The organism is Pseudomonas sp. NPDC079367 (assembly GCF_044542195.1).
Lineage (GTDB): Bacteria > Pseudomonadota > Gammaproteobacteria > Pseudomonadales > Pseudomonadaceae > Aquipseudomonas.
The window spans coordinates 13,901-35,012 of the sequence record NZ_JBITTW010000006.1 but is presented as its reverse complement, the minus strand read 5'-3'; the positions used below and the strand labels follow the sequence as shown (position 1 = coordinate 35,012).

The window sequence follows — 21,112 nt, the reverse complement described above, 5'->3', positions numbered from 1 at the left end:
GCCTGTAGCTAAGGCCGCAAGCCTCTAACCTAGTCGCTTAATGCAAGCTCACTTCGGCGAGCGCCGATGAGGGATCTATACCCAACAGCGAGCGAAAGGTTCTGGAAAAGTGGGCTGAGTCGGAGAAGCCTGACGCGTGCGCAGCGGTGGTTATAGGTTCTCCGGATGCCAGATGTCGAACAGCTTGGGTCAGTCGTAGCCATTTAGCATAGCTACGCAGCGGCAAACCGGTTTGTTCCACGAACCAATGCGAGAATCGAGTTGGGGACAGGTGTACCAGTGCTGCCAACTCTTCACGTCGTACCATGCCCTGGTAAATGGCCGTGCTGACTATTGCCAGGCGAGGATCGGCGACTGGAGGTGCATCGGTTATCTGTAGGGCTTTTCGCACTGCGGACCGAGTGTCTCCCGCGCCTGCCTTCAAGGAGTCAGCAATTAGTGCGGCGTCAGCCGGGGCGATATTGATCGGAATCGGCGTCATGGTCTTCGGCAAAACCTGGCCCTCTTCTGCCAAGACGTCCAAGTAGATTGAAACGATGAGGGCTCCGCTGATTCGATGCCGAACACCGGCTGGAATAAACACTGCAAACTCGGTGTGCTGACGCGGCAGGCATTCCACTGTTACAGGCACGTCGATACCTATAGCTATTTGGTGAGCCTGATGCTGATGCCAATCTTGATGACCAGCATGCCCAGCAAAAACCGCTAACCCAGGCGTTAGCCATGCGCGACCAGACCACCTTAGGACACGTACTGGAAGGTGGCGCTCCATCGTCAACGTTTGCTTGGCGACGCGGGGCTAATCACGCTTATGACCAATAAAAACGATGCGCCGCTGACAATACATATATCTGCGAGATTAAACGCGGGCCAGTGCCAGCCTTGATAGTGAAAATCCAGATAGTCCACGACAAAGCCTCGCAAAGAACGGTCGATAAGATTGCCAACAGCCCCACCCAAAACGAGACAATAGCCCAAGGCTTCGCTCCAGTGACGTTCCCGTTGAAGGATCGCGACGAGCGTCAATGCTACGGCTAGCGCAACAACAACGAAAAGGTAACGCTGCCAGCCTCCAGCGTCAGCCAAGAAGCTGAACGCGGCGCCGGTATTGCGTGCATGCACTATGTTGAAAAATGAGCCTACGGCGACCGATGAGCCCAGCTCATAAAGGTGCTCGACGCCAAGCTTTAGACTTTGATCGATCAACGCCAGGACCGCTGCAATTCCCCACCACAAAGTAGGCGGCTGTACACGAGCTGTCATTGGGAAACCGTTCATTGGCTATTCCGTAGTAACCGTTCCAGTACATCTGAAACTGGTATTTTTTGAAAAGCACTGACTCTTGCTCGTGCGGTATCACCCACTGGGATCCAGGTCTTGGAACAGCAAAGCAGGCATCGTGTCCGTATCATTTGCGCAGCAAGCGCAGGCCATTCAGTACTACCAACAGGCTTACCCCCATATCCGCGAATACCGCCATCCACATCGTAGCGTGACCAGTGAGCGTAACGGCTAGGAAGATGGCTTTAACGCCCAGCGCGAGCGCAATGTTTTGCGTAAGTACTGCTCCGGTCTGGCGGGAGAGACGAATGAAGGCAGGAATCTTGCGCAAATCATCATCCATGATTGCTACGTCAGCAGTCTCGATCGCCGTATCGGTGCCAGCTGCCCCCATCGCGAAGCCCACATCAGCCCGAGCAAGCGCAGGGGCATCGTTTATTCCGTCACCGACCATGCCGACGGTGCCTTTATGGTCGATCAAGGCTTCGATGGCTTTGAGCTTATCGATCGGTAGGAGATTGCCCTTGGCCTCGTCAATGTTTACCTGCGCGGCAATTGCCAGCGCGGTATGTGGGTTGTCCCCTGTCAACATCACAGTCTTCACACCTAACGCGTGAAGCTCCTCGATTGCGGCTCGGCTGGTGGCTTTTACCGTATCGGCGACTGCAAACAACGCCAGCGCCCGTTTGTCATCGGACAGAATGACTACAGTTTTCCCTTGCCGCTCAAGGTGGCCCAGGGCGGCTTCGGTATTAGGTGAGCAGAACCCCAACTCCTCCAACAAACGATGGTTACCCAACTGGTAGCGCTTACCCTCGATCTCGCCGCGGACCCCTCGGCCCAGCAGCGCTTCGAAGTTATCCACTTCCAGCAACCGCAGCGATTGCTGGGCCGTTTGTTTGGCAATAGCCCGCGAAACCGGATGATCCGAACGTTGGGCAAGGCTCGCGGCGGCAATGCGATAATCTCTAGATAATCCATCAGCTAGAGGCAGGAAATCGGTCTGTACGGGCTTGCCATGGGTAATGGTCCCAGTTTTATCCAAGGCCAGATGGGTGATCTTGCGACCGCTTTCCAGGTACGCCCCGCCCTTGATTAAAATGCCTTTTCGCGCCGCTGCCGCGAGGCCGCTTACAATGGTCACCGGGGTCGAAATCACCAGTGCGCAAGGGCAAGCGACTACCAGAAGCACCAGCGCCCGATAAATCCAGTCAGCCCATAATCCGGCCATAAACAGGGGCGGGAATATCGCAACGGCAAGGGCGAAGAAAAACACCGATGGCGTATAAACCTTGGCGAACTTATCGACGACCCGCTGGATCGGGGCGCGTGAACCTTGGGCTTCCTCCACAGCATGAATAATCCGGGCCAGTGTCGTATTGCTGGCCTCAGCCGTCACGCGGTACTCGAAGGAACCGGACTCATTGATCGAGCCGGCATAAACAGGGTCACCGACAGCTTTCTCGATGGGCAAGCTTTCCCCGGTGATAGGGGCTTGGTTTACGGTAGAGTTGCCGGAGATCACGTTGCCATCCAGACCAATGCGCTCGCCGGGGCGAACTCGAACCAAGGAGCTGATCTGGACGGTTTTGACATCTACGTCCAGCCAACTGCCGTCTGCCTGGCGCACCGTTGCATGATTTGGGGTCAAGTCCATCAGTCCTTTGATCGCATTGCGTGCACGATCCAACGACTTGGCCTCAACCAATTCGGCAACAGTAAATAAAAACATGACCATCGCCGCTTCTGGCCACTGCCCAATCAGGACCGCTCCCGTCACCGCAATGCTCATCAACGCGTTTATGTTGAGATTGAAATTTTTGAGAGAGATCCAACCTTTCTTGTAAGTCGCGGGCCCGCAGAGTGCTACCGAGATTAAAGCTACAGCAGCAATCACCCATTCGGGGGCTGCCTGGGTGAAATGCAAAATTTCCGCGCCTACCGCAGCAATACCAGACAGCGCTAACGGCCACCAGGTGCTTTTGCGCAGTGATTCAGCTTCAAACTGGCTTTGCTGCTTATCCGCGCCTGGTACGTCGACCGCGCCATTCAACGGTTCCGCCTGCATACCAAGCGATGACACGGCCGCTTCGATTCCCAGGGTATGTGGCAATTCGTGCCAGACACCTAGAGTACGGTTCATCATGTTGAATTCCAATTTCTGAATTCCAGGCATCTTTGCAAGCTTGCCCTCAATCATCGCCTGCTCGGTAGGACAGCACATTTGCCCAATCCGGAAACGACTCAAGCGAGCCGTGTCGTTGACAACGGCTGATGACACTTTGGATGCGCACGCGCTTGGGCCATCCGTTCCAGATGCAGAGCAACATGCATCGGTAACAACCGAGGTGGTGGGCTCGTTCGGTTCGGTAGGTGGATATTGAGAAGATGTCGGAGATGAAGTGGAGCAGCTTGTCTTTCCGCCGTTGCCTCCAGCAGAGCAGCCATCCGCACTTTTGGTTGTTGAAAGCGCAGGATTCACGTCCGAGGTCTTAGAAGAACAGCAACTGGTAGTTCGATCTCGATCGGTTTCGTCTTCACCCGATGTTGCGGAAGTCGCACAGCAGCTCCCGGATGCGACAGGGTCAAAAACGTCCACGCCCGCTGGCTTTTTTGGTGCTTGCTCGTCACCGCAACAGTTTTTCATGAGAACGCTCTCCGCTTTTCATGGCGAGAGTGAACACCTTATAGCCACTATAAGGTCAAGAGATTCTTCGATGCCTTAAGGCATCCACCAGCGACCATTCATGTTCAACGTGATCACAGTGAGTAAGTGGCCGGTAGTAGATAGGAAATGCTGCTTCCCCTCGCGCCTACGGTGTTGGCATCAACGGCGTCCTATTTCGTGACGCTAATATCAGGCGGCATCCCGTCCTCACAGCAAAGCACACAGGGCACTTGCCCTATGCGGCGGCCGACGAGCAGCACAGAAGCTCTGCTACGAAGGTAAGCAGCCATGTGCAGAGCAAAGCGTCCAAACTCGAGTTGAAGAGATCGGCGGGGAGGGTTTTCATCGATCAGAGGCCTGGCGATCGGTAGAACGGTGAGCAAGGATTTGCTTGTTGCCTGACGCGAGTAGAATGAGGATTCCAGCAACTATAGGGTCAAGAGAAATGAATGCGCCCACGTACACGATCGGTGCCTTGGCGAAGCTGACCGATACCAAAGCCGTAACCATCCGCTATTACGAGCAGTCAGGGCTGCTGCCTTCTGCTGGAAGATCACCGTCGGGTTATCGCTTTTACACAGATGAAGAGCGCAACCGGCTGCTGTTTATCCGTCGCAGCCGCGCGCTTGGGTTCAGCGTCGATGACATTCGCGATCTACTCGGCCTGGCTGACCGACGCGACGCTTCCTGCGCCGCTGTGGATGCGAAAGTGCAAGGGCAACTCCAACAAGTTCGAATCCGTATTCAGGACTTACGAGGTTTAGAAGCCGAACTGACACGACTGAGTGTTTGCTGCCACGGTGGTGTTATAGAGCAATGTCGCATCATTGAATCATTGTCGAATCGTAGTTAACGCGGCAAAAGACTCCATGTGCGTAGAGATTGTACGAGGTGAGAATCGTCATTGTGCAATAAAGTCCGCTATCTTGGTTTATTTCAGGATGCGTGCCTTAGGATTGTCCTGTGGTTCGCAAATTTGCCATCCCATTAAAACCGCATGCGGCGACATGTGGGAAAATCGATGGTAATAGCTCTAAGTTAACCGTGCTCAGTTATCATTATTGAACCACCGACACCTCCGTGCTTATTAAATTTCTGACGCAAAGTGCTTAACCGTGCGACAGGGTAAATTCATTGCCGCTTTGAAATGTGCAGCTTACCGCCTGTTTTGCACCCTTGCTCGGCTTACGGGGTTCACCGAGTTCGGGGGACTTCATGTCACGGCGGCAGCGTTGGCCCATGTTGTCATCCGCCATCCAAGGGTTTCATTGGACATGGCTCTCCGGCGCTTGAACACCCGCCATCCCGCTGAGGGGAAGCGCCAGGCTAATCAGGAAAATCAGGCAAAGCCGTAGACAGCGTGTCATGGGCTGAAGTGTAGCCAGTAGAAATGGTGCTAACAATCACGCTCCAGGCTTCTGGGTTAGCTGCCAGAAACCTCTATTGCGCGCTCATTTCCATTTCAGGACTTAGCGTGCCTAACCATGCGACAAGACAGATGATGAGGATTGCCATCAGGAATTCGAATTTCATGCTGCGGCGCAAGGCATTGACCGCTACAGAGTATTGACCATTGCGAACCGAGCGCTCCAATAGCGGGCTTAAGTGAAAGCGGTTCAGCGTCGCTAAAACGATCATCCCGGCAAAGAGCAGGATCTTCAAAAACAGCAACTGGCCATAGGTACTGAGCATGACCTCATCAAGGTTGGGACCGACGATGAAAAGGTAATTTACTACTCCCGTAACGCTTATGATCGCAACAATCACACCGCCGGCCGACTCAAAGCCAGTCAGCACGCGGGCAAGAATACGTGCTTCCTCCTCACCCTTCAGCGATTTCAACCGTAGCAGTAGAGCGAAGGCCGCTAGAGCACCCAACCAGCCACCTGCCGCTAATAAATGGAAAATGTCGCTGAGAAAATGCCAGTAGCGGCGGCTGCCTTCGTCCATGGCACCATGCCCCGTCCAGGCTAGCGTGGCCAACGCGATTGCTCCACAGACGGTGACGATCCAGAGGCTGGGTGTCGGATATCGTTTATTCAACGCGACGCCCAGAATTGCCCCCACCAAGGCGGCTATCCGAACCATCCAGGTCAGCCCAACGTCGGTGCCCATGATGACCATTTCAAAAATGTGGTGATGTAGCTCCATAAGCTCCGATACACCGCTCATTGCTTTTGCAAGCAACAACATCGCAGCAAGGGACAGAACTACACCTGCAACAGAAGTACCGTAGAGAAGCGACTCAAAGTTCAAGACCGTGCCCGATACCCTTTCCTTTCCCCTGAGGCTGTACAAGCCAAATATGGCCAGTCCAAATAACAACATCAGGTCAAAATAGAGAGCAAAGCGAACCACGATATTTAATGAGTCGCTCATGGATTATTTCACTTTGAATGAAAAGTTGCCGGTGATCGGGTGGGTGTCCGAAGACACTGCACGCCATTCAACTTTGTAGGTGCCGGTGGTCAGCGGTGCAGCCGGCGTAATCACCATGGTTTTCGGATCACCACCAGCAGCGACGGCGGCCTTTACACCCATGGGTGAGTTAGGCATGCCTGGCATGTCGGTCATGATCAGCTTTGCACCGGAGAACTGAGTGGTGAGATTCTCAGAAAAATGCAGTTCGATTTTCGACGGAGCCGCCGCATCCGAGCCTTCTGCCGGAGTGGAAGAAAGTAGTTTTGGATGTGCCTGGGCCACTGCACTCAGAAGCAAACCAGCAGTGATTGCAACAGCCACGGACGTAGTTTTAAGGAATGACATGCAAGACTCCTCACAGCAAGCGCTGTTGATTCGAGGTTTTTTGGGAGGAACTAGTTTTTAATTTCTTTAAAAACCACTGTTGATTAACTTGGAGCCCCCGTCCTCTTCGCCAGGTTGAACAGGAGAAACTCGCTAGCCCTAACGTCACAGTGCGAGAACACGATGCCACACGATCACAAACTGTTCGATTACATTTCAGTCAGCTTGATCCGATGTTTGGCATCTAATCGTTGAGCGTAGCAAGACCTGGAAAAGACACGGCGTACCGCAGGACAGGGGAGCTCAATCACTTTGAAAAATCCGCAGAGGCGTAGCAAACGCAGAACGCCAAGACGTCGTTGGTCCCAATGTTTTGTCGCTCAGCTAACCGTGGAATCGACGGCCGGAAACTCAAGATGAAAAGCCGTTTTCCCGTCGCCTGACGTACACCAGATCTTGCCATTGTGCGCTTCGACAATTGATCGGGTAATTGACAGACCTAGCCCTGCGTTGCTCGGACTTCCTTCTCGCCGCGCTGGGTCCACGCGATAAAAACGATCAAACAGCTTTTCAAGGTGTTCGGGGGCAATGGGCTCACCATAGTTTTCCACGACAACCGTTACCGACGCATCCTTGTGCTGAATATCGACACTGATTGACGTCCCTTCATAGGTGTAGCGCAGCGCATTTGAGAGCAGATTGGAAATCGCTCGGTGGAGCATAAGAACATCACCTCGCACGCTCCCCCGTCCTGAAACCTTGAGCTCGATCCCTCGTTCATCAGCCAACAGGCGGTAGTACTCAAGCAATTTTTCCACGACAGCCACCAGGTCTATTGGCTTGCTCTCGTGCGTAATTAGACCATTGTCAGATTTCGCCAGAAAAAGCATGTCATCAATCATCCGGCTCATGCGCTTCAAGTCATCAAGATTGGAGTACAAATTGTCTTCGTAGTCCTCGATGTTTCTTTTTCTCGAAAGCACCACTTCAGTGTGGGTCATCAAGTTGCTCACGGGGGTCCGTAGTTCGTGGGCAATGTCTGCCGAAAAGTTGGATAACCGGACAAATGCATCGTCGAGCCTGGATAACATGGCGTTGAACGACAACACCATCTGTTGAAGCTCTTTCGGAACGGGTGCCAGGGGAATACGCTCCTTGAGTGATTTTGCTGACATGGAGGCAGCAACCCATGTGACCTGGCGGATAGGCCGCATGCCACTGCTAGCTACCATCCAGCCGAGTGCAGCACTGACCAATGCGCTGATCACCAACCCTATCCAAAACCATCGTTCGAGCGTCTCGAAAAAGGACATATGCTGCGTAACGTCAAAAATCAACATGACAGTTAATGGCCTTTCTTGTCCCGTCACTACGGATTGCGCAGTCACACCACGGAACATCTGCTCTTGCTCCCGCCATTCCCAGACGGTTGTGTTTGTGGTTGTTCGAAACGCCTTCGGAACGTCGACCGGGCCGGGATCCGCAAACAGCACCTTGCCGTCGCCATCGATGATAAGCGCAGTCAAATCACGGTGTGCGCCCAGCAGCGCTTCTAACTCCGGTTTAGCCTCGCTGAATTGATCGATGTTGCTCAGCCCGGACAAGATCCGCTGGGTCGAGTGGAGTTTTTCGTACAATGCCTGCTGATCCAGCATCTTGAAATGATGCCGGCTGAGGTTATTGAAACTGACTCCGGCGACCGTGAGCACGGCCGTTACCGCGAGCATAAACATCAGACTCATACGAGTCGTCAGGGACATCCGGTTCATCACGACTCCGAATCTGGTGCATCGAGCATGTAACCCATTCCCCTTGAGGTATGAATCAACTTGACCTCAAAATCGTCGTCTATCTTGGCCCTGAGCCGTCTCACTGCAACCTCGATAACGTTGGTATCGCTGTCGAAGTTCATATCCCAAACCTGGGAGGCGATAAGAGACTTTGGCAGCACCTCCCCTCGACGACGCAGCAGAAGCTCAAGCAACGCGAACTCTTTGGCCGTAAGGTCTATGCGTTTGCCTCCTCGGATGGCTCGACGCTTGAGCAGGTCCACTTCAAGGTCAGCCAGTTTCATAAAGGTTTGCGAAGGTGCGCTGCTACCGCGACGCAGCAGCGTTCTGACTCGAGCAAGCAATTCAGAAAACGCGAAGGGTTTGATCAGATAGTCATCCGCACCGAGTTCAAGTCCCTTCACTCGGTCTTCAACGCGGTCTCTGGCGGTGAGAAAAAGCACCGGGACGTCTTTCCCGGAAGCGCGCACCTTCTGCAGGACTTCCCAGCCATCCAAACCCGGCATCATGACGTCGAGAATCAGCAGATCATAGGCTTCGCTCAAAGCGTGCTGAAGCGCCTCTTTTCCATTCGTGAAACGGTCGACATTGAACCCGGCCTCGTTGAGCCCTTGCTGCAAATAGATACCTATTTTTGGTTCGTCTTCAGCGACAAGAAGTCTCATGAGGTCGTTCTCAGATAAAGGTTAAGCGGAGTCTGCAACGAAAACTGGCAGCCAACCAGCAACTGACAGAAAAGTAATCTTGGCTTCAGGTAGATGTCAGCGAGTGCTGGCTAGGGTTCAGACATGAGCACTTCATTGGTGCTCGACCGACCTCTGAGCGATGAATCGTATGGAAGTCGGATTCCCTCATGAGGAGCTACCCCGATGAACCACCTGAAAATGCTGTTTTTTGTAAGCTCGATACTGGTCTCGGCTTCTGTGTGGGCTGAAAGCGGCGGAGATCGTGTGATTGAGCGTATGGAAGGTTTGCGCGACAAGGCCGAGGCCACGTTGATGAAAGCTGAACAAGCCCCTGAAGGAGAGCGTCACGTCCACATGGCAGAACACATGAAGATGCTTGGCGACATCATGAGCCAGCTCCACAACGATCACCCAGATGCCTCAATGTCACCCCAACAGCATCTAGCCTGGATGGAGAAGCACGACAAAATTGTTGACGACGTTTTGCGCCAGATGCAGCGCGAGCACAAATTGATGCTTTCAGAAAACCATCAATAAACGCCCCCAGGATAAGTACTTGTCAGCATCTTGTTGCGGCGTCAATTGGACGCCGTATCTATTTAGAAAACTGACAAAGAAGTAATGCCCAAGTCAGTTAGCTGGCAGCTGAGCATCATTAGCATAGCCAATGTTCCCACGTATTCCTGAGGTCACCATGAAAACTACGCTCGCTACCCCGTTCATCGCAGCAATGACCCTTTTTTTCGCTGCTACGGCTATGGCTAATGCTGGGCATGGACAAGACGACATAGGCCAGCCTGGTGTGGCCTCTGACGTTACCCGCACTGTAGAGGTCGAGATGGGCGACATTTTTTTCAAGCCTAAAAGCATCGACGTAAAACCTGGTGAAACAATCCGCTTTGTCCTTCGCAACGAGGGTTCGCTGCTGCATGAGTTCAACATCGGCAAAGCCGCTGCTCATGCAGCACACCAGAAAGAAATGGCAAGCATGTTCAAGAACGGAACATTAAGCCCTACCGGTACCGGGAAGATGAGCGGCATGAGCCACGGCATGGGCGGAATGAAGATGGTCGCAATGGAGCATGACGACCCTAACAGTGTCCTGATTGAGCCTGGCTCAACCCAAGAGCTGATCTGGACCTTCAACGACAGTGCAGGGCTTCAGTTTGCCTGCAACGTGCCGGGGCATTACCAATCGGGAATGGTCGGCGAATTTGATCTGAAATAAACCGGAGTCGGCTGTTTCTGCCGGCCCGACGCAAGAGTTGGCTACGCTAAGTCGCAAGTAACATAGCAACGCTTCTCAGCCGGGGTCCGTGCGGAAACATCACCGCACCACTGTGGAGCCGCAAATCAGCGTTGTACTGAATATGCTCATTTCTAGTAGCACCTTACAAGGGGAATAGACATGCCTACCACCTCTGGCCATCACGACCATAATCACACCCATGCTGCTTCCCGGGATGATGCTGATCTACATGACCCGGTGTGTGGAATGGCAGTCACTTCGTCGAGTAAATTTGCTGAGACTTACCAAGGACAGACGTATCGGTTCTGTAGCCTGAAATGTCAGGAGAAGTTTCGAGCGGACCCTGAGCGCTACAGTGGCCACGTGGTGCGCAACGAGTCAGGCAGCACAACGCCGGAGTCTGCGGTACAAACGGGCACTGAATTTACGTGCCCGATGCATCCTGAAATACGGCAGACCGGCCCCGGTAACTGTCCTAAATGTGGCATGGCACTAGAGCCTGTCATGCCGGCGCTTGATGAAGAAGAAAATCCTGAACTCCGGGATTTCAATCGCCGCTTCTGGTGGTCGCTGCCCTTAACCGTGGTCGTAACCGTGCTCGCGATGGCGGGTCACTCGTTACAACTTCTTCATGGTTCGGCTCAAAACTGGATCGAGTTCGCTCTGGCGACACCCGTGACCTTATGGGCAGGATGGCCTTTTTTTGTAAGGGGACTGGCCTCGGTTAAAAATCGCAGTCCCAACATGTGGACTCTGATTGGGTTGGGCACCGCCGCAGCTTATCTGTACAGCGTCATAGCAACGCTCTTCCCCCAAAGTTTTCCCTCCAATTTCATGCAAGATGGACGTATCGGCGTTTACTTCGAAGCGGCAGCGGTCATCATCTCGCTCACGTTGCTTGGCCAGATCCTTGAGCTCAAAGCCCGATCACAAACTTCCGCCGCCATTAAGTCTCTTCTCGGCCTTTCGCCCAAAACTGCACGCCGGATCAATGCCGATGGCCAGGAGGAAGACATTCCTCTCACACATGTGCACCTGGGAGACCACTTACGGGTCAGACCGGGTGAAAAGGTGCCAGTTGATGGTTCGGTACTTGAGGGTGAAAGTGCGGTGGATGAGTCGATGCTCACTGGCGAGCCAGTCCCGGTAATGAAGAAAGCTGGAGATAGCCTGATCGGCGCCACGCTGAATACGCATGGGAGCCTGGTGATGGAGGCCCAGAAGGTCGGTGCCGAAACCATGCTGTCCCAGATCGTACAGATGGTCGCGAGAGCTCAGCGTTCCAAGGCGCCGATGCAACGAATGGCCGACTCGATTGCCGGCTACTTCGTGATGGGTGTTATCGCGATTGCGATAATGACATTTATCGGTTGGGGGCTTTTCGGCCCTGAGCCCAGTTGGGTGTTTGGTCTAATCAACGCTGTCGCCGTGCTGATCATCGCTTGTCCCTGTGCGTTGGGACTTGCTACGCCTATGTCGATCATGGTGTCGACAGGTAAAGCAGCCAGCATGGGTGTTTTGTTCAGAGATGCCAGTGCAATTGAAAGCCTTTGCAGAATCGACACGCTGATTGTCGACAAGACAGGCACCCTGACAGAGGGACGGCCCGTGTTTCACAGCGTGGAGGCCACTCCCACCTTCAATCCCGACGACGTCCTTCACCTGGCTGCCAGCCTTGATCAGGGCAGCGAGCATCCTTTAGCACATGCGATCGTCGATCACGCCCGAGCCGAGAACATAAAGCTCACCAAGCCCGAATCCTTTGAGTCGGATTCGGGTATCGGCGTCAGTGGCGTTGTCGATGGCAAGAAGCTCCAGCTGGGGAACACAGCGTTGATGGAAGCCGCAGGCGTGAGCACCAACTCCCTACAAGAGCGCGCTGAGGTGTTGCGACTTGACGGCATCAGTATTATCTACCTCGCCGTCGACGGCGCATTGGCAGGTTTGTTGGCCGTATCAGATCCGATCAAGCCAACCTCAAAAGAGGCCGTCACCAAGCTTAAGGCTCACAACGTGAAAATCATCATGGCTACTGGGGACGGGCTTACTACCGCTCGGGCTGTCGCCAGGGAGATGGGGATTGAAGAGGTCCACGGTGAAGTCAAACCCCAAGACAAGGAACGTCTGGTGGCAGACCTACAGCAACACGGGCGAAAAGTGGCCATGGCAGGTGACGGTATCAACGATGCTCCGGCCCTGGCGCGAGCAGATGTGGGGATAGCCATGGGAACGGGGACTGACGTGGCGATGAATAGCGCGCAACTCACGCTGGTCAAAGGTGACCTGATGGGGATCTTACGAGCACGAGCTCTTTCGGTCGCCACAGTTAAAAACATGCGCCAGAATTTGGGCTTTGCTTTTCTCTACAACTCAATGGGTATACCTCTTGCCGCTGGTTTGCTCTATCCATTGACGGGGCACCTCCTGTCGCCAATGATCGCTGCCATAGCCATGAGCGTCAGTTCCGCGTCGGTAGTTTTCAATGCATTGAGGCTGAGGAATACCCGAGTTGACTGACCTTCAAAATTGCAGCGGTTTTAACTCGGGGGGAATGGCGATCCATGTGCTTTCTTCAATCCCTTTAAGCGCGCATTCGCCCTTTGCACAGCGGCCATTTTTTCGGGCCGCTTCATGCGCTTCCACTTTCTGATGTCTTCCTTATTCCGCCCGCAGCTCACACACAGATCACCACTGAGTTGGCAAACCGAGATACAAGGATTCTCGATTTCTTTTGCCATGGTCAGTCCCCCTTAGCTTTATGTAGTTGAGCCACGCGACGTTTCCAGTCGCCTATGTGCGTGCGTTGGCACTCTTGCTCCGAGTCAAAGCGGACATTGCGGTCTGAAACAGGCAGGTCAAGATTGGCCTCTTTCAAGGCGATCGCCGTCAACTCAAAGATGCGGGCCTTCGCGTCAATCTCGGCCCGCTTCCTGTCAGCCAGGGTTTCGAACACCCAGATGACCTTCAGGGTTTCAGCCAACGCACTTAGGTCAGCGGTGTGAGTGAGCCAAATAAACCCCTTTATCTCGTCCTTTGCTGTTTCGCACGCGTCGGTGAGCGTGACGATCAACTGGCGCTCGATCCGAGCCAGTTCACGTTTACCGGGCGGCATCGGTGTGTCCTATAGAGGTTGTGCTGGACAGGCGCTGAGTCATGTCTGCCGGAACTCGACGGTCAGGTGGCTGACTTCGTGAACTGTTTTGAGACGCTCACGAATGCTCTCGGCGTTCACAGTGGCTTCACCTAGAACGCTGACGATCGCCGCGCACGCTTGAGGTCCCACCCTCCAAACGTGCAAGTCTGTAATGGTAGCGCCACCAGGTTTCTCAACGAGTTCGCGGATTTCCTCGGCAACGTGCGCGTCGGTCTGATCGAGCAACACGCCCGCAGTTACCCCCATCAAGGTCCAGGCCCAACGCGCGATAACGATAGCGCCGACGATACCCATGACCGGGTCGAGCCACACCCAACCCAGATATCGACCGGCAAGCAAGGCAGCGATGGCCAGAATCGACGTCAGCGCGTCTGCAACGACGTGGACATAGGCGGACCTCAAGTTGTTGTCGTTTCCGTTGTGGGCATGAGGGTGATCGTGGTCGTGCCCATGTCCATGTCCATGCCCATGCCCATGACCCAGCAGCAGGGCACTGACAATGTTGACGAGCAAACCGACAACGGCGATGAGGGTCGCGGTGCCAAACTGAACCGGTGTTGGCTGCAACAAACGCATGAACGATTCAACGCCAATGCCCAACGAAATCATGCCAAGAATCAGCGCCGAGGCGAACCCGCCCAAGTCTCCAACCTTTCCTGTACCGAAACTGTAGCGCTGGCTGGTAGCGTGGCGTTTTGCGTATCCGTAAGCGGCCGCCGCGATGCCCAATGCGCCGGCATGGGTTGCCATGTGGAAGCCATCGGCCAGTAACGCCATCGAACCCGTGATATAGCCGGCGGTGATCTCCCCGATCATCATTACCACCGTGAGTGCTACAACCCAAAGCGTACGCTTGGCATTCTCATCGTGCGCTGAGCCTAGAAACACGTGGTCGTGTGTGTAATCGATGTCGGTCCTGCTCATACGTGTTTACCTGGATGCATTCACTTGGAGTACCGGCGGATAGCTTCAAGAAGCTCTTCGACGCCCTTGTTACGCTCTTCTTCGCTGAGCGCGGGGTTCGCGACATGTGCTCGTGCGTGATCCTCGATGATCTCCTCCATCAGCCCGTTGATGGCACCCCGAGTGGCCGCAACAAGATGTAGTGTCTTGGCGCAGTCGAAGTCCGATTCCAATGCTCGTTCAACAGCTTGAATTTGCCCGGCAATACGTTTTACACGTTTAAGAAGATCGTCTTTGTGTGATGCGATATGACCCACGCTATACCCCCCCTACCTATATAGGGTCGCATGATAGGCCTCCCCCCTATACCTATGCAAGGTTCGCGGGAGGACAGATCAAAGCCGTTGACGAAACGAGAGGCATACAAAATCGTTGGATCAAGCGAGAGAGCCGCAATGTTGCCGTTAGCCGACCTTTACCGACGAGAACAATAGGGCGCACTCCTGGAAACCGTTCAAATGGTAGCGAGCTAATTAGCAGCCGAGTGGTCAAGTCCCGTAAAACTTCTCGAAATCTGCGCTCACGGCCTTGATTAGATAATTGTTGACCTTGCCACGGTGTCAACGTCGATGCTTTAGCTGCGGGGAAAAGACACCGCTCAGCACGAGGATAATTAACATGGTCGTCTTAGATGTATCAGGCATTGGTTGCGGCAGCTGCGTCGGCAAAATCACCAGAGCGATCCAGGCACTGGACGGCAACGCTACGGTCTCAGTCGATCGATCAACCGGTAAGGTGAGTGTTGAAAGTAGCGAAAACGCGGAACAGCTTCGTAAAGCTGTGGAGGCGGTTGGCTTTCCTTCCAAGATCAGCCATTGAACGGAGATTCCTGCTCCTAAGTAGAGCGCCGTCTGGAGGAGAATACCTCTGAATCTAGGAGTACTTAAGCTGCTGTGTCGGTCAAAATGGGCTCGCATGCGCCTGCGCTGCTAGTCACCGCGCAGAGCTTTGAGCAAACCCTTGAATGCTCCATTCAACCGAGTAAAAGCCGCGTTGAAACGTATTGCGTTTTCTGTGTATTTGGCGACCTCGACCTGCTGATCGACAGTATTTTGGTCCAAGGCAGGCTGAGCCGGCGTGCTGTAAAGCAAGTCGCGCCCGTATATAGCCACCGCCGATTCTTTCTTAAGAAAATGCTTTGCGTTTGTTGTTTTCAAAGAAAACGCAGTGGTAGCAGGTTCTTTGGTTTGGCTGGCGAGCACAGTAGAAAAATCCAAGTCCTGGGCTTTGAAGTTCGGAGTGTCAGCGTTCGCGATATTGTTACTCAAGATCTCAGCTCTTTGGCCACGATAAACTAACGCTCTTTCTGCGGAGCCTAATGCTTTCTCAAAATTAATACTCACAATTAATCACCCTCGGTGGCATTACTATCTTCTGTGATCATTGAACATTCAGCTGTTGCAGCAGCGCATTCAAGTCTCCTATTAATTTTAATGGAGAGACCTAGAACATCGCCTCCGTGAGAATTAATGGAACCCAAAGCAATGATTACACTTCAATCTTATATTCAATAAAAGTCGCGCAATGCGAAAAGATGGAGACCATACGTATTAAATAGCGTGTACTTCAAGAAAAATATCCCAAACTGACACAACTGTAATATTGGCCTAAGCTTCCTGACAGGGGGTGTCTCTTATAGTCCAACTGAGTCTATTGCTCACCCCCAAAGAGTCCAATCCATGATGTGATTCAGAGGGGATATTTTCACACATCTGAGGTAGCCCATATGAACACCATCAAAACCTTGTTCGTCGTCGCAGCGCTGACTGTTTCCACTCTGGCCATGGCTGAAGGCGGTGGTGACCGGACTTTCGCACGTATGGAAGTGGCCAGGACGAATTCGATGGAATCGTACCAGGTAGCTCAAACGCAGAGCGCTCAACCGCCTGTCGCTGAAAGCAAAGCCAAAGCGATGGATCATAAAAACTGCTGAACGATTAGGCACGCGGCCAAGCTGACAGAAATGTAATCACGAAGGTGGTTTAGATGTGGCAATTTCTAAGCTCGCCTGCAATGAAAAATTCGTCTTTTTTTCGGTAAGCGAAGCTCATCTTGCCAACTCACGGGTTGATTTGAACGGCTCCCTTTTGACTGATTGGAAATAAACGGCATGCATTCCAAAACCTCTAGACGGACATTCGTTAAAGGCCTGGCCGCCGGCGGCATCCTTGGCGGCCTTGGTCTGTGGCGCACTCCTGTATGGGCAGTGACCAGTCCAGGCCTGCCGAGCGTCCTCACCGGCAACGAATTTGATCTGTTTATTGGTGAAACGCCGGTAAACATCACTGGCTCGCCGCGCACAGCCATGACCATCAATGGCTCGTTGCCGGGGCCTTTGCTGCGTTGGCGCGAAGGGGAGACGGTCACTCTGCGCGTGAAGAACCGTCTGGATCAAGACACCTCCATCCACTGGCACGGCATTATTTTGCCTGCCAACATGGATGGCGTACCGGGTTTGAGCTTCCACGGCATCGCGCCCGACGGCATGTACGAATACAAGTTCAAGGTGCATCAAAACGGCACGTACTGGTACCACAGCCATTCTGGGTTGCAAGAGCAGGCAGGTGTTTACGGGCCAATAGTCATCGATTCGAAAGAGCCTGAGCCGTTTCAATACAATCGCGACTATGTGGTGATGCTGACTGACTGGACCGATGAGGATCCTGGTCGCGTCATGGCCAAACTCAAGAAACAATCGGACTACTACAACCACCACAAACGTACCGTGGGCGACTTCATCGACGACGTCAGCAAGCAAGGTTGGTCTGCTGCCGTCGCCGACCGGAAAATGTGGGCCGAAATGAAAATGAACCCCACTGATCTGGCAGACGTCAGCGGGGATACCTACACCTACCTCATGAATGGCCAAGCGCCGAACGGCAACTGGACCGGTATTTTTAAGCCTGGCGAGAAGCTGCGCCTGCGCTTTATCAATGGCTCAGCGATGAGCTATTTCGATGTTCGCATTCCTGGTTTGAAAATGACCGTGGTGGCGGCCGACGGCCAATATGTCCAACCAGTCAGTGTCGATGAATTCCGCATCGCCGTGGCGGAAACCTATGATGTGATTGTTGAGCCTGCCACCGAGGAGGCTTACACAATCTTCGCCCAGTCCATGGATAGAACCGGCTATGCGCGGGGGACCTTGGCAGTTCGTGAAGGACTGAAAGCACCGGTACCGGCGATCGATCCGCGTCCGCTGTTGACCATGGATGACATGGGCATGGGCGGTATGGCTGGCATGGACCATGGCAGCATGGCTGGCATGGGCGGCGGCGATATGAAACCGGGTGACATGTCAGGTATGGCTGGCATGGATCACAGCAAGATGCAGGGAATGGACGAAGGTGGCATGACCGGGATGACCGGCATGGACAGTGGTGACATGACTAATATGGCCGGCATGGACCATAGCAAGATGGCAGGTATGGACAAAGGTGACATGTCCAACATGGCCGGCATGGACCACAGCAAGATGGCGGGGATGGACAAAGGTGACATGCCCAACATGGCCGGCATGGATCACAGCCAGATGGGAGGCATGGGGGGCATGGGAGGCGAGATGCAATCTCACCCAGCTTCCGAAACCAACAACCCGTTGGTTGACATGCAGGCCATGAACCCAACGCCAAAACTGAACGATCCAGGTATCGGTTTGCGGAACAACGGTCGACGCGTGCTCACTTACTCAGATCTGAAGAGCACTTTCCAGGACCCTGATGGCCGAGAGCCCAATCGCACCATTGAGCTGCATCTGACCGGTCACATGGAAAAGTTTTCCTGGTCCTTCAACGGCATCAAATTTTCTGATGCTGAGCCCCTTCGCCTCAAGTACGGGGAGCGTCTTCGCATCACCTTGGTAAACGACACCATGATGACGCACCCCATCCACCTTCATGGAATGTGGAGCGACCTTGAAGATGAAAACGGCAAGTTCATGGTACGTAAGCACACAATCGACATGCCACCGGGTACCAAGCGCAGCTATCGAGTCACCGCCGATGCTTTAGGTCGCTGGGCCTATCACTGCCACCTGCTTTTCCATATGGAAATGGGCATGTTCCGTGAAGTACGGGTTGATGAGTAAAGGAGACGATCTGTGAGCACACACCTAAATCGTAAATCGCTGGTCGGTTGCCTCTTTGCCTTTGGCCTGATGGGTGGATTCTCCTGCGTAGCATTGGCAGTCGAAGAACGTGGTGATCCTTCACCTGCTACTTCTGCGGATGCGCCGAACAAGACTGCGACCACGTCAAACGAGGCAACGCCGAATCACGCGACGATGCCTCATACCAAGATGCGCCATGAGTCGATGGATCATGACCAAGAAAACAAGAAGGCGGATTGAGATCATGACCAGGAATTTTTTACGCCCAACGTTGATGGTATTGGCAGTTTCTACGAGTCCTGTCTTCTTTGCCGTGGCTCACGCCGCTGAAGAGATGGATCACTCCAAGATGAACCATGGCTCCATGGGAGCGATGGACCATAGCAACATGGGGGCTATGGAGCACAGCAAGATGAAAATGGACGACGGTCAAATGACCGGCATGGAAAGTATGGATGAAGGGACGACGACAACCAGTCGAACCCCTATCCCCGTTCTTACCGATGCTGACCGTGCAGCCGCCTTCCCAGATGTCGCTGGTCATGGTGTCCACGACAAAACAATCAACTCTTTCATGCTGCTGGATAAGTTTGAATACCAGGATGCTGACAACGGTAGTGCGTTGGCCTGGGATGCGAAAGGATGGATCGGCGGTGACATTGATCGACTGTGGTTGCGCTCGGAAGGCGAACGTACCAATGGCGTGACGGAAAGCGCTGAATTATCCGCGCTCTGGGGGCACTCCATCGGACCGTGGTGGGACGTCGTCACCGGTGTACGACAGGATTTCAAACCAGGGTCCCCTCAAACCTGGGCCGCACTCGGCATTCAGGGCATGGCCCTCTACAACTTCGAGGCCGAAGCAACTGCCTACATCGGTGAGAACGGTCAATCGGCTGCTCGACTGGAAGGCGATTACGACATTCTGCTGACGAATCGATTGATCTTGCAGCCGACGGCCGAGGTCAATTTTTATGGGAAGAATGACCCTCAGCGCGGCATCGGGTCCGGATTAGCCAACACCGAAGTGGGGCTCCGATTGCGTTATGAGATTGTCCGCCAATTTGCCCCTTATATCGGGGTGAGTTGGAGCCGTTCCTATGGCAATACGGCAGACTTTGCACGTGAGGAAGGTGAAGATGCCAGCGAGGCACGCTTTGTCGCCGGTATACGGATGTGGTTCTGAGAACCGGGCATGAAGATTACACTGAAGGCACTAATAGCTGCTGGTCTGGCCACCGTAGCAGCGGCTGCCGGCGTGGTGTATTTCGGCGTGATCAATGTCGGGGCGGATGATCCCCACTCTGCCCCCGTCTACGCGCTACTTTCTATTGCTCGGGATCGCTCGATACACGTGCGCTCGCGCGACATTCAGGTCCCCGACCTGAGCCAAGAAGCTCTCATCCGTGAAGGTGCTGGCAACTACAACTCGATGTGTGTCGGTTGCCATTTGGCTCCGGGGCTTGCAGGCACCGAACTGAGTAACAGCCTTTACCCTGCACCTCCGAATCTTTCGAAACTGGGCGTCGACGGGCACCCAGCTGCAGCTTTTTGGATCATCAAACACGGAATCAAATCCACCGGCATGCCCGCGTGGGGCAAAAGCATGGCCGATCCCTACGTATGGGGGATGGTTGCATTTCTCCAGCAGCTTCCGTCACTGGATGCAGAGCAATACAAAGCTCTGATCACGAGTAGCAGTGGCCATCAACACGGTGGTGGCGAAAGCGTGATGCACAACCATGAGGGTCAGCATGGAACGATCCAGGGGCAAAGTGGCGCAGGTGCTTCCGACCAAAGGGCGGAAGTCCGCGCTCATGATGACGAGAAAAACACGGCACATGCCCATGGCCCCTCCGCAGCGCCATCTGCAAAGGAGCCTGCTGACCACGCCGATCATAAGGGTAGGGAAGCTTCAGATGACGCGGCCCCGACTCCAACCGTACAGCCCAAATCACATACACATACTGATGGGAAGGAACATACCCATGCGAAATAATTCTCTTCGTCGCAGACGGGCACTTCGTCTCGCTGCTTTCGTGGCTCTGTTCATCAGTTCAGCCAGTCACGCAGCAGAGCCATTGACGATCGATGTACATCGCGACGCTAATTGCGGGTGCTGCAAGAAATGGGTCCAGCACCTTGAAGCCAGCGGCTTTACCGTCGTTGATCACGTGGAAACCAACATGAGCGCGATCAAGCGCGGTTTCGGAATTTCTCCTGAGCTCTCGTCCTGTCACACAGCAACCATCAACGGAAAGTTTGTTGAAGGTCACGTGCCCGCCGAGCAAATCATTGCGATGAGCAAACGTGATGACCTGCTCGGGATTGCCGTTCCAGGCATGCCGGCCGGCTCCCCAGGAATGGAAGTGGACGGGAAACATGACGCGTATAAGGTAATCGGCTTGTCAAAGGCAGGCACAGACCACGTCGTCGCTGAATACCCCGAAAACTGATCTTCTAATCTC

The 21,112-nt window shown here is 53.8% G+C and carries 23 protein-coding genes and 1 pseudogene; 11 read left to right on the top strand and 13 right to left on the bottom strand.

Annotated elements, in window-relative coordinates; translation table 11 throughout:
* Window positions 1-37: 37 nt before the first annotated feature.
* The 3 genes from ACIGDJ_RS09210 to ACIGDJ_RS09200 form a co-directional block, all read right to left on the bottom strand.
* Window positions 38-631 (bottom strand): helix-turn-helix transcriptional regulator, encoded by a 594-nt coding sequence (locus ACIGDJ_RS09210; RefSeq protein WP_225568928.1) that lies wholly within the window; start codon window positions 629-631, stop codon window positions 38-40.
* Between the two features lie 143 nt (window positions 632-774).
* Window positions 775-1,278 (bottom strand): signal peptidase II, encoded by a 504-nt coding sequence (lspA, locus tag ACIGDJ_RS09205; RefSeq protein WP_019816991.1) that lies wholly within the window; start codon window positions 1,276-1,278, stop codon window positions 775-777.
* Between the two features lie 130 nt (window positions 1,279-1,408).
* On the bottom strand, window positions 1,409-3,481 hold the full coding sequence (locus tag ACIGDJ_RS09200; RefSeq protein WP_232392676.1) for a heavy metal translocating P-type ATPase: 2,073 nt from the start codon (window positions 3,479-3,481) through the stop codon (window positions 1,409-1,411).
* A 913-nt stretch (window positions 3,482-4,394) separates the two neighbouring features.
* Here ACIGDJ_RS09200 and ACIGDJ_RS09195 point away from each other — a divergent pair.
* Window positions 4,395-4,802, top strand: coding sequence for a helix-turn-helix domain-containing protein (locus ACIGDJ_RS09195; protein ID WP_019816989.1), 408 nt, complete (start codon window positions 4,395-4,397; stop codon window positions 4,800-4,802).
* 290 nt (window positions 4,803-5,092) lie between these two features.
* Here ACIGDJ_RS09195 and ACIGDJ_RS09190 read toward each other — a convergent pair.
* The 5 genes and pseudogenes from ACIGDJ_RS09190 to ACIGDJ_RS09170 form a co-directional block, all read right to left on the bottom strand.
* Window positions 5,093-5,316 (bottom strand): annotated as a pseudogene (locus ACIGDJ_RS09190) (hypothetical protein); the annotation flags it as partial.
* 73 nt (window positions 5,317-5,389) lie between these two features.
* Window positions 5,390-6,328, bottom strand: a complete 939-nt coding sequence (gene copD / locus ACIGDJ_RS09185) for a copper homeostasis membrane protein CopD (RefSeq protein WP_019816987.1) — start codon at window positions 6,326-6,328, stop codon at window positions 5,390-5,392.
* A 3-nt stretch (window positions 6,329-6,331) separates the two neighbouring features.
* Window positions 6,332-6,715 carry a copper homeostasis periplasmic binding protein CopC gene (gene copC / locus ACIGDJ_RS09180; RefSeq protein ID WP_024014909.1) on the bottom strand — a complete coding sequence of 128 codons (384 nt, stop codon included), beginning with the start codon at window positions 6,713-6,715 and terminating at the stop codon, window positions 6,332-6,334.
* A 359-nt stretch (window positions 6,716-7,074) separates the two neighbouring features.
* Complete coding sequence (locus ACIGDJ_RS09175; protein WP_397478708.1) at window positions 7,075-8,463, bottom strand: heavy metal sensor histidine kinase; 1,389 nt, start codon at window positions 8,461-8,463, stop codon at window positions 7,075-7,077.
* Window positions 8,463-9,149, bottom strand: coding sequence for a heavy metal response regulator transcription factor (locus ACIGDJ_RS09170; RefSeq protein ID WP_019816984.1), 687 nt, complete (start codon window positions 9,147-9,149; stop codon window positions 8,463-8,465). Before ACIGDJ_RS09170 ends, ACIGDJ_RS09175 begins: the two co-directional genes overlap by 1 nt.
* A 204-nt stretch (window positions 9,150-9,353) precedes the next feature.
* On the opposite strand from ACIGDJ_RS09170, the gene ACIGDJ_RS09165 reads away from it, so the two are divergent.
* The 3 genes from ACIGDJ_RS09165 (at window position 9,354) to ACIGDJ_RS09155 (ending at window position 12,936) form a co-directional block, all read left to right on the top strand.
* Window positions 9,354-9,707 carry a co-regulatory protein PtrA N-terminal domain-containing protein gene (locus ACIGDJ_RS09165; protein ID WP_024014911.1) on the top strand — a complete coding sequence of 118 codons (354 nt, stop codon included), beginning with the start codon at window positions 9,354-9,356 and terminating at the stop codon, window positions 9,705-9,707.
* A gap of 157 nt (window positions 9,708-9,864) precedes the next feature.
* On the top strand, window positions 9,865-10,398 hold the full coding sequence (locus ACIGDJ_RS09160) for a plastocyanin/azurin family copper-binding protein (RefSeq protein ID WP_019816982.1): 534 nt from the start codon (window positions 9,865-9,867) through the stop codon (window positions 10,396-10,398).
* A gap of 180 nt (window positions 10,399-10,578) precedes the next feature.
* Window positions 10,579-12,936 (top strand): heavy metal translocating P-type ATPase, encoded by a 2,358-nt coding sequence (locus ACIGDJ_RS09155; protein WP_024014913.1) that lies wholly within the window; start codon window positions 10,579-10,581, stop codon window positions 12,934-12,936.
* A 20-nt stretch (window positions 12,937-12,956) separates the two neighbouring features.
* On the opposite strand, the gene ACIGDJ_RS09150 is transcribed toward ACIGDJ_RS09155, so the two are convergent.
* The 4 genes from ACIGDJ_RS09150 to ACIGDJ_RS09135 are packed head-to-tail and all read right to left on the bottom strand — an operon-like array spanning window position 12,957 to window position 14,793.
* Complete coding sequence (locus ACIGDJ_RS09150; protein WP_019816980.1) at window positions 12,957-13,157, bottom strand: DUF1289 domain-containing protein; 201 nt, start codon at window positions 13,155-13,157, stop codon at window positions 12,957-12,959.
* Window positions 13,158-13,159: 2 nt separating this feature from the next.
* Entirely contained in the window at window positions 13,160-13,531 is a 372-nt protein-coding gene (locus ACIGDJ_RS09145) for a hypothetical protein (protein WP_045061253.1), read from the bottom strand.
* A gap of 39 nt (window positions 13,532-13,570) precedes the next feature.
* Complete coding sequence (gene dmeF, locus ACIGDJ_RS09140) at window positions 13,571-14,497, bottom strand: CDF family Co(II)/Ni(II) efflux transporter DmeF (RefSeq protein ID WP_210703777.1); 927 nt, start codon at window positions 14,495-14,497, stop codon at window positions 13,571-13,573.
* Window positions 14,498-14,517: 20 nt separating this feature from the next.
* Complete coding sequence (locus tag ACIGDJ_RS09135; protein ID WP_019816892.1) at window positions 14,518-14,793, bottom strand: metal/formaldehyde-sensitive transcriptional repressor; 276 nt, start codon at window positions 14,791-14,793, stop codon at window positions 14,518-14,520.
* Between the two features lie 361 nt (window positions 14,794-15,154).
* On the opposite strand from ACIGDJ_RS09135, the gene ACIGDJ_RS09130 reads away from it, so the two are divergent.
* Entirely contained in the window at window positions 15,155-15,355 is a 201-nt protein-coding gene (locus tag ACIGDJ_RS09130; protein WP_047292961.1) for a heavy-metal-associated domain-containing protein, read from the top strand.
* Between the two features lie 110 nt (window positions 15,356-15,465).
* Here the strand turns inward: ACIGDJ_RS09130 and flgB are convergent, their stop codons facing one another.
* Window positions 15,466-15,879 (bottom strand): flagellar basal body rod protein FlgB, encoded by a 414-nt coding sequence (gene flgB / locus ACIGDJ_RS09125; protein ID WP_034115527.1) that lies wholly within the window; start codon window positions 15,877-15,879, stop codon window positions 15,466-15,468.
* Window positions 15,880-16,262: 383 nt separating this feature from the next.
* Between flgB and ACIGDJ_RS09120 the strand changes: the two genes are divergently transcribed.
* From ACIGDJ_RS09120 to ACIGDJ_RS09095, 6 genes are all read left to right on the top strand, one after another.
* Window positions 16,263-16,469 (top strand): co-regulatory protein PtrA N-terminal domain-containing protein, encoded by a 207-nt coding sequence (locus ACIGDJ_RS09120; RefSeq protein ID WP_019816895.1) that lies wholly within the window; start codon window positions 16,263-16,265, stop codon window positions 16,467-16,469.
* A gap of 177 nt (window positions 16,470-16,646) precedes the next feature.
* Window positions 16,647-18,623 carry a copper resistance system multicopper oxidase gene (locus tag ACIGDJ_RS09115; RefSeq protein WP_101159749.1) on the top strand — a complete coding sequence of 659 codons (1,977 nt, stop codon included), beginning with the start codon at window positions 16,647-16,649 and terminating at the stop codon, window positions 18,621-18,623.
* Between the two features lie 12 nt (window positions 18,624-18,635).
* Window positions 18,636-18,884, top strand: coding sequence for a hypothetical protein (locus ACIGDJ_RS09110; RefSeq protein WP_143170045.1), 249 nt, complete (start codon window positions 18,636-18,638; stop codon window positions 18,882-18,884).
* Window positions 18,856-19,830 carry a copper resistance protein B gene (locus ACIGDJ_RS09105; protein WP_039593195.1) on the top strand — a complete coding sequence of 325 codons (975 nt, stop codon included), beginning with the start codon at window positions 18,856-18,858 and terminating at the stop codon, window positions 19,828-19,830. The genes ACIGDJ_RS09110 and ACIGDJ_RS09105 overlap by 29 nt, the downstream gene beginning before the upstream one ends.
* Before the next feature lie 9 nt (window positions 19,831-19,839).
* Entirely contained in the window at window positions 19,840-20,643 is an 804-nt protein-coding gene (locus ACIGDJ_RS09100) for a c-type cytochrome (RefSeq protein WP_397478709.1), read from the top strand.
* Window positions 20,633-21,100: a DUF411 domain-containing protein gene (locus tag ACIGDJ_RS09095; RefSeq protein ID WP_039593193.1), complete on the top strand. Its 468-nt coding sequence runs from the start codon at window positions 20,633-20,635 to the stop codon at window positions 21,098-21,100. The genes ACIGDJ_RS09100 and ACIGDJ_RS09095 overlap by 11 nt, the downstream gene beginning before the upstream one ends.
* Window positions 21,101-21,112 lie beyond the last annotated feature (12 nt).

Bases quoted from the DNA above. Each gene is read 5' to 3' on its own strand.
- copC (WP_024014909.1), bottom strand. From the start codon at position 6,715: ATGTCATTCCTTAAAACTACGTCCGTGGCTGTTGCAATCACTGCTGGT.
- copD (WP_019816987.1), bottom strand. From the start codon at position 6,328: ATGAGCGACTCATTAAATATCGTGGTTCGCTTTGCTCTCTATTTTGAC.
- ACIGDJ_RS09155 (WP_024014913.1), top strand. From the start codon at position 10,579: ATGCCTACCACCTCTGGCCATCACGACCATAATCACACCCATGCTGCT.
- ACIGDJ_RS09170 (WP_019816984.1), bottom strand. From the start codon at position 9,149: ATGAGACTTCTTGTCGCTGAAGACGAACCAAAAATAGGTATCTATTTG.
- ACIGDJ_RS09200 (WP_232392676.1), bottom strand. From the start codon at position 3,481: ATGATTGAGGGCAAGCTTGCAAAGATGCCTGGAATTCAGAAATTGGAA.
- ACIGDJ_RS09160 (WP_019816982.1), top strand. From the start codon at position 9,865: ATGAAAACTACGCTCGCTACCCCGTTCATCGCAGCAATGACCCTTTTT.
- ACIGDJ_RS09130 (WP_047292961.1), top strand. From the start codon at position 15,155: ATGGTCGTCTTAGATGTATCAGGCATTGGTTGCGGCAGCTGCGTCGGC.
- lspA (WP_019816991.1), bottom strand. From the start codon at position 1,278: ATGAACGGTTTCCCAATGACAGCTCGTGTACAGCCGCCTACTTTGTGG.
- ACIGDJ_RS09105 (WP_039593195.1), top strand. From the start codon at position 18,856: ATGACCAAGAAAACAAGAAGGCGGATTGAGATCATGACCAGGAATTTT.
- ACIGDJ_RS09150 (WP_019816980.1), bottom strand. From the start codon at position 13,157: ATGGCAAAAGAAATCGAGAATCCTTGTATCTCGGTTTGCCAACTCAGT.
- ACIGDJ_RS09095 (WP_039593193.1), top strand. From the start codon at position 20,633: ATGCGAAATAATTCTCTTCGTCGCAGACGGGCACTTCGTCTCGCTGCT.
- ACIGDJ_RS09120 (WP_019816895.1), top strand. From the start codon at position 16,263: ATGAACACCATCAAAACCTTGTTCGTCGTCGCAGCGCTGACTGTTTCC.
- ACIGDJ_RS09175 (WP_397478708.1), bottom strand. From the start codon at position 8,463: ATGAACCGGATGTCCCTGACGACTCGTATGAGTCTGATGTTTATGCTC.
- ACIGDJ_RS09165 (WP_024014911.1), top strand. From the start codon at position 9,354: ATGAACCACCTGAAAATGCTGTTTTTTGTAAGCTCGATACTGGTCTCG.
- ACIGDJ_RS09115 (WP_101159749.1), top strand. From the start codon at position 16,647: ATGCATTCCAAAACCTCTAGACGGACATTCGTTAAAGGCCTGGCCGCC.
- ACIGDJ_RS09145 (WP_045061253.1), bottom strand. From the start codon at position 13,531: ATGCCGCCCGGTAAACGTGAACTGGCTCGGATCGAGCGCCAGTTGATC.
- dmeF (WP_210703777.1), bottom strand. From the start codon at position 14,497: ATGAGCAGGACCGACATCGATTACACACACGACCACGTGTTTCTAGGC.
- ACIGDJ_RS09100 (WP_397478709.1), top strand. From the start codon at position 19,840: ATGAAGATTACACTGAAGGCACTAATAGCTGCTGGTCTGGCCACCGTA.
- ACIGDJ_RS09195 (WP_019816989.1), top strand. From the start codon at position 4,395: ATGAATGCGCCCACGTACACGATCGGTGCCTTGGCGAAGCTGACCGAT.